Genomic DNA, 8,991 nt, shown 5'->3' with positions numbered 1-8,991 from the left:
AATCGTCGCAAACAGCGATCTTTACAGTACAGACTTCCGAAGGAACGCCCAGAGCGGAGTACTCCGCTCGTACGGTGATCGTGTTCGATCAGGTGAACAGTCCAGCCAGATGGACTGCCCTGTGACGTTCGCCTACTTTGCAAATCCGAAATATCCGGCTAAGCGGTCAAACTCGGGAGCGTCAGCCTCCAAGCGTGATCGTGGCGTGCGGCTCCCACACATACATGCCCTCGTCCCTGTTTATGACGATGAGCTGGCACGAGGTGACGAGCGCGTCAGCCGTGATCTGTGGGGCGTCGTCGAGCATCTGCACGAGCGGCGCGCCAGGTCCAGGGGCGTTGATGTACGCGAGGCTCATGTGGGGGTTGTACGGCTCGGCTGCTTCCGGTACCCGGTCCTCGCCCCACACATCGGCGATCGCGCCACGGATCGCTGACCGCAGCTGCCGGACCGGCTCCGCCGGCTGGACCGCGATCTGGATCGACTCGGAGTCGACGTGGGGTGTCCCGATGGTGAGCTTCATAGGGCTGAGCGCCGCGCATCGGACACGGGCAGCCTCGACGATCGCGTCCACCTCCGCTTGGGGGACCTGGTCGACGAAGCCGATGCCCTGCATGGTCAGGTGCAGCCACTGGATGGGGATGACGTCCAGGGCAGGTTGCGGGGGAGAGCACGTCGCGGTACTCGTCGGCAAGCGACGCCACCGACGGCTGGTTGCTGAAGGTGATGTGCCAGGTGTAGAAGCGGGAGCCGACGCCCCAGCCCGGACGCCAGTACCAGTGGTCGCGGACTTCGGCTGCGTGTGCGGTGGACATTGCATACTGTCCGGGATCCAAATCCCTCTTTTCCGTCGAGGACACAAGTCCATTCAGGGCGGCGGTGAGCACGTGCCGGACTCAGTTGCCGCGGCCAGAGCAGCATGCCAGGGAAAGTTGGCGAGCTGCTGGTCACCGGTTCCGGGTGGGTGTGGGACCCATTCTCCTGGGCCAAGCAGTACCCGGACGCCTTCCGCGCGCAGCGATTGCACCGAGCGGCTGCATGGCTGCCTGGCGGCGAGAGCGGAGTTGACGAAGGGCAGGATGACGACCGGTGTGCCTCGTCCGATGGCCTCGGCGACGACGTTCAGCGCGTATGTGTCGTTCACCCCGGACGCGAGTTTGTTGATCGTGTTGTAGGTAGCTGGCGCCACGATTAGCACGTCGGCCTGGCTCGACCGGCGGCCAGTGCCGCCTGTCAGCCGATAGTCGCTACGTATCTCAGCTCCGCACTGCGCGACCAGCGCATCGATGTCGAGGAACCCGACAGCGGCAGGTGTGGCGACGACGCGGACCGACCAACCCGCGCTCTGGGCTAACCCGACCAGCACGCCCACGTTCGGGGCAGGACCGGCACCACACACGACGACGCACAGGTCGAGCCCGGACGCGGCCCCGCCCTACGGATCGCATCCAGCGCACGCTCATGCTTACCCCACTGAGTCAGCCCCCGCGCGGTGTCCAGCATCAGCATCGCCCGGCGTTCCGGCACCGCTATCGTGCTCAGATCAACAGTCTCGGCAAGGTTCACCGCCGTGCCCGCGTCGCCCAGTTCTACGGCGACGGAAACCCGGTGAACGACAACGTTGGTCGGGCCGAACGCCGTCCAACAAGCGTTGCCGTCACGGCCGATACGCGTGGCCGCCGCCACTGCCTCATCGAGCAACGTCCCGGCTTGCGTCCGATTCTCGGCGCGGGCGGCGGCGACCGCGCCGCGTAGCAGCAACGCTCCGTATACCGAGAGAACTTGCCGGGAGCTGAGGCCAACATCAACGGCAAGCCTTTCGGCCGCGGTGGCTGCGACTTCAGCTGCCCGTTGCGGATGGCCACCCGCCAAGAGGCCATGGACCACCGCGCGCATGCTGCTCGCCACGACCAACGGTTCACCGCTGGCATCCGCCGCAGCGCTCTGTTGGTGTTCTCAGACCAGTGCGGCCATGGCTAGGAACATGGCATCGGCAGACTCGCGGGGGAGGACCAGTTCGCGGTTCGCAACCGAATCGGTCAGGTACCACGGCTTTGCGGAAGCAATCTCCAGCATCGCCAGCTCCAGGCACTCACCGGACCCGTCCACCTCCGCGAACCTGTGGATGAACAGACTCACTCTGGGGTTGTCGGTTTGGATCACAAGGGGCTCGGAGCGGTGCCACAGCTCGAACGTCTGGTCTCTGTCGCCTTCGACGCCGTAGGCCGTACACGCGGTACGGGCACACCAGTCCGGGTGATACAGGCGCATGATTCCTCCCCTGGTCATTGGTTTCGCAAGCAGTTCCCCAGCCTATACAAGCTATCTAGATAACCTAGGGAACACAAGGAATGCATGTTCTCTGCTGCCTTGGTAGCCGAAGATCGAGGTGTGCCAGCAATCCCGATGTCGTCCGGTCAGATCGTTGACGACCTTGCTGCCCGAATCAGGAGCGGCGAGTATGTGCCGGGGACGCAGCTACCCACGTACGCGTCCCTCGCTGACCTGTACGACGTCTCACCCGCGACCATCGCGATCGTCATCCGTATCCTGAGGGAGCGCGGTCTGGTCGTCGGTGTCCCAGGACGTGGGACATTCGTAGCCGAATCTTGAACGACTTCGGCGCCGAATCTGAGGTGTTCGGAGACCAAGGGACTGCGCCTAGTGCCACGGTTGGCGCCTTCCGGGGTGCGGAGCCGGTCGCTGCTGGTCGAGGCGACCCGCATCTCCGGGCTCTGCAGAAAACACCGCAATGCTGTGCGCTGCCGTGCGTCACCCGCCACCCCGCTCATGCCAGTTCGGCCGCCGCGTCGTCGAGGTAGTGCGCAACGCGGGACCAGATGGTTCTCCGTGTACTGGAATCGAACGCGGCGGCTGCTGCTGTCGCATAGAGGTCAGCGAGACGTTTGACGAGTTCGGAGGCGGCCTGGCGAAGTTCAAGGCTGTCGGGTCCGGCCGCAGGGGCGCTGTGCGTGAGCGCCAGTATGTCGCCGGGATCGGCTTGCAGCGCTTGGACTGCATGCTGGACGGCGCCGGCGTAGGACGCCCAGTCCTCTGCGGCTGCACCGTCGGCGGTGGCGGTCGCTGCACGGACGGCGAGCATCAGCGCTTGACGTACGGATCGGTCGTCGGGGCTGGCCGTTGATGGCAGGGTGTACGCCACGCTGGTAAGCAGGTCGCTGAGGGTGATGGATGCCTCGGGCACGGTTATGACCTCTCAGGAGACATAGACGTCCGCGGGTTTGCACCAGTACGGCGCAGAGCCGCGATGGCGGAGAGCTACTCCCACCAGTCCGTTGGCGCTGGAGAGACGTCGGGGACGGTGAGCGGCTCGTGCTTGCCGGCCCTGGCACCTTCGGGTTGGCGACAGTTGCGGAACGGGCCGTCAGTTGCGAGCAAGATGTGCAGGTGGTGGTCGAAGTCGAGCCACCAGCCGGGTTTGGCTTCGGGTTGCCAGCGGGCGGCTTCCCAGGTGGTCCACAGGAGGGTGAGACGGGCGATGGCTTCGGCGTGGTCCCACCACTCGGCGCACCAGCGCAGTCGCGGATTGCCGGGGATGCGGTGCAGGAACATGGGGGTGAAGTAGCCGACCACCCACGCCTCGAGGCTGGGGTACAGCGGTGGGTGCTGCTCCTGCTCGCTCGTGTCGACGCTGGCCGCGGCGGTCATCGTGCCAAGCCCGCCGTGCGGCCCGCGGTGTTCGCGGAGACAGCGGTGGCCGGCGCGCGGCGGGCCACGTCGTGTGGCATGGCGTGGGGATGGTTCAGCCCGTCGGGGTACCACTCGCCAGCCAGCTGCGCGGCGGTGCGCTGCGCGGCGGCGGTGTCGCGGTTGGCGGCGCTGATGTGGGTCGCGTTGTCCGGCATGCCGTCGACGGTGTGTTCGTTGATGCCCTTCGTGGCCGGGTTGTCGGGCGCCGCCGCGTCGGCGAGTCCGTGCGCGGTCTCTCGGCCGGCGCGCTCGAGGAGCGCAGCCCGGAGTGCTTCAGCGGCGGCATCACCGCCTGGCCCGAGCCGGCGCAGCTCGGCGAGGTAGTCGGTGGGGTCGATACCGGTGGCGAGGCGGATCTGTTCGTCGGCGACCGCGGTATCAAACGCTGCCCTGCCGACGGCGGGTTCGTCCGCGGCGCAGAGAGCACCAGCTCGGGTTCCAGGGCCGTATGGCCGCATGACCGGGGTATGAGCCATCTCCTCGGCGGCAGCGCGCATCGCGGCGGTGCGCGGCGTACCGTTGCGGACGGCTTCGTCGTACAGGTGCATCGGCCGCGGATACATGTCCCGGAGCTGCTCTTCGACCGTTTCCGCGGCGGCGCGCGCTTCAGGGAACTGCTGTTCTCGGAGCCGGGCAGTTCGCCACACGGTGGCAAGGTCGTAGAGGTCTGCGGTGGCGACCCAGTTCGGGTCGAGCGTCTGGTTGATGAGGCGCCGGTCGTGCGTCGCGCGTTGCCGGGCGGCGTATTCGGCGAGCCGGTCGCTGTGTTCGCGGAGCTTCTCGGCCTGTTCCTGCCGACGCTGTTGCGCTTGCGTTTGGGCCTCCTCCCGGCCCTGTTTGTGGCGACGCTGTTCGGCGGCGAGCCGGGCCATGGCCTCGCCGAGGGTACCGAGGACCGCCAGGGCTTGGCCGGCGCGTTGGGTGACTTCCGCAGCGATGTCCGGGTGCTGCTCCTGTCCGAGGTCCATCAGCCTTCCCCTATCTGCCCTGACCGACGCCCGGCCCGGGTTGACGTCGAGCGTCGTTGCGGCGCGTTGGCGGCATGGTTGATGGCCGCGTTGACGGCGGCGCTGCGGTCACGTCCGGGGTGCGACCCCCGGGCATGCCGTTGCGGGTGCCGGCCGAACGCAGCAGCCGCGCGGCGGTCCGGGCGGCGCGCTCCTGGTGCAGCCGGCGCTGGGCGTCACGCAGGTCGGCGAGGGAGTCGGCGAGCATCGACATGGTGAGGATGAGGCGGAGCATGGCAAACACCGCGTTGTCGTCGGTGAGCTCGCCGGCCAGCCGCAGGAGCCGTGCCATCGACCGCAGCCCTTCCCGGCGAATGGTCGTTGGCAGTGGTCGCCGGTACGGTTCCCGGGTGGCCCGGTCGAGCGCCTCTGCCGCACGGTGCAGCGGGCCGCGTCGATCGCCCTCCAACAGGCGGGCAGCAACGGTGAGCGTGTCGGCTGCCGCACTTGCTGCGGCGCTCGCACTGGCCGGATCTCCGCCGGCCTGTGCAACCTGCTCGGCCGCGGCGCGGATCTCGCTGGCGGCCTGGTCATACAGCTCGGCCTGAACCAGGCGCGGGGGCGGCGGGACCGACCCGGTGGGCTGGCCCCAGCGGCGATGCAGCTGCGGGAGCGTGAGGTCGGGTGCGAGCCGGCCACCGCCGTACCAGATCGGTTGACCCGCGGCTGTGGTGTGGCTCGCCAACGCCACGGCGTAGCCGGTGACCTGCTCCGGGTTCACCGTACTTGTTCGGGTCCGAACGAGTAGTCCGGCGTCTCGCAGCAGTGTGAAGAACTGCTGCTGGCTGTCGGCGACCGCGGCGGCGTGGCGGACCTGGCGGCGCAGCTGGTCGCGGGGCCGTTCGCGCCGACCGGTGCGGGCGGCCTTGTGCACCTCGCGGGTGGTCGGTCGGGTGTGTGCGGTGCGGTCGGCGGGGCCGACCCGGTGCAGCCCGTAGCGTTCTTCAAGGTCTCGGCATGCTGCCTGGGCGAGCCAGCGGTCGTTGCGCGCCCACTCGGTGCGCCGGTCCTGCCGTACGAGGGTCGCGACGATGTGGATGTGGTCCGGTGCGTGCCGCACCGCGACCCATCGAACCGCACGGGAGTCGCCGTGCGGCGCGAGTCCGACCTTGGCCATGACCTCGGTCCCGATCCGGGCCCACTGCTCGTCGGTGAGCCACCGGTCTTCCGGGTGGGTGCGGATCGAGCAGTGCCACACCGGCTTTCGCGGCGGGTTGGCCCCACGCCGTACCGGTTGCTCCAGCAGGTCGACGAGTTTGCGCAGGTCCGGTTTGCCGTCCTGGCCGATCGGCGGCTCCAGGGTAGACAGCGGCCCGGCGCCGTCCCACGCGGCGACGAGGTGCGGGTCGATGTGCTCTTCGCGTCGCCCCGGCCCGTACAAGTAGCGCAGCAGCCCGTACACCCGACGGCCGCGGCCGATCTTCGGGATCATCGCAGTGCCCGGTCGATCCGGGCGATCACGTCATCGACCCGCCGCATCCGCTGCTCGCACAGGGCCGCGGCGCGCACCAGCCAGGCCGGCGCGTCGCCGGTGGCGTTCAACGCGGTAATGCCCTGGTTGAGGTTGGTGCCGATCCGCCCGACCGCGACCCGGGCGTCGAACAGCTCCACCTGAAGCTGCGCGAGAGTCTCACGGCCCAACGTCATCGGCTGCTCGCCGCGGGCGGCGGCCAGGCCGGCTTCGCCGACGAACCCGGTCGGGGTCAGTCCCGCGGCGGCGGCTGCCGCCGCGATGTCGGCCATCTCCTGCTCGGTGTAGGTCGGGGCGATCCGGCGAGGGCGCCCAGGGAAGAGGTGGGTCCGGTCGCGACCGCGACCGGACCGCGCGGACGCGGCCACTTTCATCGGTGATTGCTGCTCGGTCACCAGCTCACCGTTGCCGGACACCCTTGCCGACACCGTTAGCGGCCCGGAGGCCGATCACCCAGCGACGATGCATCGCCGCTGCTCAAGGCTGACCGCGCCCGGTCAGCCCGGGGCTCCTGGTACAGGAGCCCATAACTTGCTCCCGCAACCGAGCGGGAGTCCGTCCGTTGCTGTTCAAGGGCGTTGTCCTGTACGCGGCAAGATTGCACCGTCCGCACCTAGAGTGCACATGACCTTGCACCGTTCGGACTTACCTCGCTGGTCCGTGACTCCATCCGGCCTTGTGACTGATGGTGCTGCTGTGGTTGCACCACGCACTATGGGCGCTATGGCGAAGGGTCGGCAGCGGTGGCGTGGCCGTGCGGTGGGTGCGCTAGTCGGGGTGGCGATTGCCGGGGGTGCGGGTGCGGGCGCTGGCCTGCTCAACCCCTGGGTGGGAGTACCGCTTGCCGCGGTCGGTGCGCTGCCGGGGTTCGCGGCTGGGCTGGGCTGGGACCGTCGCCGGGAGCACGTGGTGGCGGCTGAGCGGTGGTCGGAGGTGTTCGCGGCTGGTCCAGGCCCGGGTCGGGGTGGTGACGGGTCCGGGGACAGCATGCTGGGCTGGCTGGCCCCGTGGGAGGCGATGGTGCCGTTCGAAGTGCGCCGCCAGCGGTACGTTGCTGCGGTCCGGCGATGGTGTGTCGAGGACCAGCCGGGTCTGGTGTGGCTACTGTCGGGTGGGCCGGGTTCGGGCAAGACCCGCCTGGCGATGCAGGTCGGTGCCGCGTTGCCCGGTGAGGAGAGCGGGGCGTGGGCGGTCGGCTGGGTCCGGCCCGGGCAGGGGCGGGCGGCGATCGAGGTCGCGGCTGGCTGGGACCGGCCGGTGCTGGCCGTCGTCGATGACGCCGACGTGTGTGACGACCTCGGTGAACTGCTGACCGTAGTGCACCGGCCCGGCGGTCCGCAGACCGTTCGGGTGCTGCTGGTGGCCCGGGAGTTCACCGATTGGTGGACCGGTGTGCAGCAGCCGCTGCCCATGGCCGTCGACGTCGCCGAGACCCGGACCCGGCTGGGCACGATCGCCGATGACGTCCCCGGCCAGCGGGTCGCCGCCAGAGCCGCTATGGCCGTGTTCGGCGAGCAGGTCGGAGTCGACATGACCGGGATGACGCTGACCGGGATCACCGCCGGCACCCCGCTGATGCTGATGCACGCCGCCGCACTCGAAGCGGCTTGGCAGGCCTACGAGGGGCACCTCGGACCGGTCGACGTCACCGACGCCATCGCCGCGCTCCTCGAGCGCGAGGAGCAGCAGTGGCAACGCCACGCCACCGAACACGGCCTCGACGGCTACCCGAACATCACCCTGACCGTGCTGCGGGACCTGTTGGTGTTCACCATGCTCACCGGCGCCCGCACCCGCACCGACACCCACCAACTGTTGCCGTTGCTGCCCGGCCTGCACGACGCCACACCCGACCTGATCGACACTCTCACCGTGTGGCTGCACCTGTACCCGCGGGTCACCGGCTACTGGACCCGGCCGCACCTTCCCGCCATCTTCATGGAGCACCTCACCGTCGATGCCCTCGCCGGCAATACCGACCTCGCCGCAGCCGTCAGCCTGACCGCCGCCACCCCCGAACACGCCACCGCCGTACTGACCACCCTGGCCCGCGCCGCCACCCACACCACCACCGCGACCACAGCGATCACCACCCTCCTTGCCGCCGACCCGCAGCGACTGATCCCGATCGCCATCCGCACCGCCCTCGCCGGGTACGGCCCCATCGACATCGCTATCGCCACTGCCGTCAACCAGGCCAACCCCGACTGGGACACCGCCCAACGCCTCAGCCAACTCCTCCCTAACCGAATGATCGTCCTCAACCACACCCAGATCGCCGTCGCCCACGCACGCGTCACCCACGCCCCCACAGCCGACGACCACGCAACCGCGCTGACCGTCCTGGCCGTAGCGCTGCGTGTGGCCGGCCGGTCCGGGGAGGCGGTCACCGCCGCCGCCGAAGCCGTCACCATCCTGCGGGCGCTGGCCACCACTGACCCCAGCGCCCACCAGCACTCCCTCGCCAACACGCTGGTCAGACTCGCCGAAGGGCTGCGCCAGGCCGGCCGGTCCAGGGAGGCGGTCACCGCCGCCACCGAAGCCGTCACCATCCTGCGGGCGCTGGCCACCGCCGACCCCAGCGCCCACCAGCGCTGCATCGCCGACGGACTGGTCAGCCTCGCCGAAGGGCTGGTCCTGGCGGGCCGGTCCGGGGAGGCGGTCACCGCGGCCGCCGAAGCCGTCACCATCCTGCGGGCGCTGGCCACCGCCGACCCCAGCGCCCACCAGCGCTGCATCGCCGACGGACTGGTCAGCCTCGCCGAAGGGCTGGTCCTGGCGGGCCGGTCCGGGGAGGCGGTC

The 8,991-nt window shown here is 69.4% G+C and carries 11 protein-coding genes; 2 read left to right on the top strand and 9 right to left on the bottom strand.

The window, feature by feature from the left end:
- Window positions 1–181: 181 nt before the first annotated feature.
- From ABD332_RS57925 to ABD332_RS57910, 4 genes are all read right to left on the bottom strand, one after another.
- On the bottom strand, window positions 182–694 hold the full coding sequence (locus ABD332_RS57925; RefSeq protein ID WP_344515375.1) for a 2'-5' RNA ligase family protein: 513 nt from the start codon (window positions 692–694) through the stop codon (window positions 182–184).
- Window positions 695–868: 174 nt separating this feature from the next.
- Complete coding sequence (locus tag ABD332_RS57920) at window positions 869–1,372, bottom strand: flavoprotein (RefSeq protein WP_344515373.1); 504 nt, start codon at window positions 1,370–1,372, stop codon at window positions 869–871.
- A complete protein-coding gene (locus ABD332_RS57915) occupies window positions 1,351–1,908 on the bottom strand; it encodes a hypothetical protein (protein WP_344515371.1) in 558 nt (185 codons plus the stop codon). The genes ABD332_RS57920 and ABD332_RS57915 overlap by 22 nt, the downstream gene beginning before the upstream one ends.
- A gap of 48 nt (window positions 1,909–1,956) precedes the next feature.
- Window positions 1,957–2,271, bottom strand: coding sequence for a hypothetical protein (locus ABD332_RS57910; protein WP_344515369.1), 315 nt, complete (start codon window positions 2,269–2,271; stop codon window positions 1,957–1,959).
- An 84-nt stretch (window positions 2,272–2,355) separates the two neighbouring features.
- On the opposite strand from ABD332_RS57910, the gene ABD332_RS57905 reads away from it, so the two are divergent.
- Entirely contained in the window at window positions 2,356–2,613 is a 258-nt protein-coding gene (locus ABD332_RS57905) for a winged helix-turn-helix domain-containing protein (RefSeq protein WP_344515367.1), read from the top strand.
- A gap of 175 nt (window positions 2,614–2,788) precedes the next feature.
- Here ABD332_RS57905 and ABD332_RS57900 read toward each other — a convergent pair whose 3' ends face one another.
- The 5 genes from ABD332_RS57900 to ABD332_RS57880 all read right to left on the bottom strand — a co-directional run bounded on the left by ABD332_RS57900 (window position 2,789) and on the right by ABD332_RS57880 (window position 6,584).
- Complete coding sequence (locus ABD332_RS57900; RefSeq protein ID WP_344515365.1) at window positions 2,789–3,205, bottom strand: hypothetical protein; 417 nt, start codon at window positions 3,203–3,205, stop codon at window positions 2,789–2,791.
- A 74-nt stretch (window positions 3,206–3,279) separates the two neighbouring features.
- A complete protein-coding gene (locus tag ABD332_RS57895; protein ID WP_344515363.1) occupies window positions 3,280–3,669 on the bottom strand; it encodes a DUF4913 domain-containing protein in 390 nt (129 codons plus the stop codon).
- Window positions 3,666–4,679 (bottom strand): hypothetical protein, encoded by a 1,014-nt coding sequence (locus ABD332_RS57890; RefSeq protein WP_344515361.1) that lies wholly within the window; start codon window positions 4,677–4,679, stop codon window positions 3,666–3,668. The genes ABD332_RS57895 and ABD332_RS57890 overlap by 4 nt, the downstream gene beginning before the upstream one ends.
- 10 nt (window positions 4,680–4,689) lie before the next feature.
- Entirely contained in the window at window positions 4,690–6,150 is a 1,461-nt protein-coding gene (locus ABD332_RS57885; RefSeq protein WP_344515359.1) for a relaxase/mobilization nuclease domain-containing protein, read from the bottom strand.
- Window positions 6,147–6,584, bottom strand: a complete 438-nt coding sequence (locus tag ABD332_RS57880) for a hypothetical protein (RefSeq protein WP_344515358.1) — start codon at window positions 6,582–6,584, stop codon at window positions 6,147–6,149. The genes ABD332_RS57885 and ABD332_RS57880 overlap by 4 nt, the downstream gene beginning before the upstream one ends.
- 592 nt (window positions 6,585–7,176) lie before the next feature.
- Between ABD332_RS57880 and ABD332_RS57875 the strand changes: the two genes are divergently transcribed.
- Window positions 7,177–8,991 (top strand): P-loop NTPase (locus ABD332_RS57875; protein ID WP_344515357.1); only part of this gene is annotated, 1,815 nt, incomplete at its 3' end.

It is taken from the genome of Dactylosporangium maewongense, from assembly GCF_039531485.1.
Classification (GTDB): Bacteria; Actinomycetota; Actinomycetes; order Mycobacteriales; family Micromonosporaceae; genus Dactylosporangium; species Dactylosporangium maewongense.
The sequence above is the reverse complement of the archived record's forward strand: the minus strand, read 5'-3'. Positions and strand labels throughout refer to the sequence as shown.